Annotated in this window: 1 protein-coding gene; it reads left to right on the forward strand. The window is 48.3% G+C overall.

Annotated features, from left to right (window positions below; translation table 11 throughout):
• A partial coding sequence (locus tag SB658_RS24450; protein ID WP_410602966.1) for a thiamine pyrophosphate-binding protein occupies positions 1–267 on the forward strand: 267 nt, incomplete at both ends.

Genomic DNA, 267 nt, shown 5'->3' on the forward strand with positions numbered 1-267 from the left:
TTGATACGCTGATTGCTCAAGGTGTGACCCATGTTTTTGCAATTCCAGGTGCCAAAATTGACGCCGTATTTGATGTATTAAAAGACAGAGGTCCAGAGCTTGTCCTATGCAGACACGAACAAAATGCCGCCTTTATGGCAGCTGCTGTCGGCCGCTTAACCGGCAAACCAGGTGTTTGTCTCGTGACATCAGGTCCCGGCGCATCTAATTTAGCAACAGGTCTATTAACAGCCAATACAGAAGGTGACCCTGTTGTCGCAATCGCTG

Origin of the sequence: Bacillus sp. SIMBA_008, assembly GCF_046535495.1 — a bacterium.
GTDB lineage: Bacteria > Bacillota > Bacilli > Bacillales > Bacillaceae > Bacillus > Bacillus subtilis.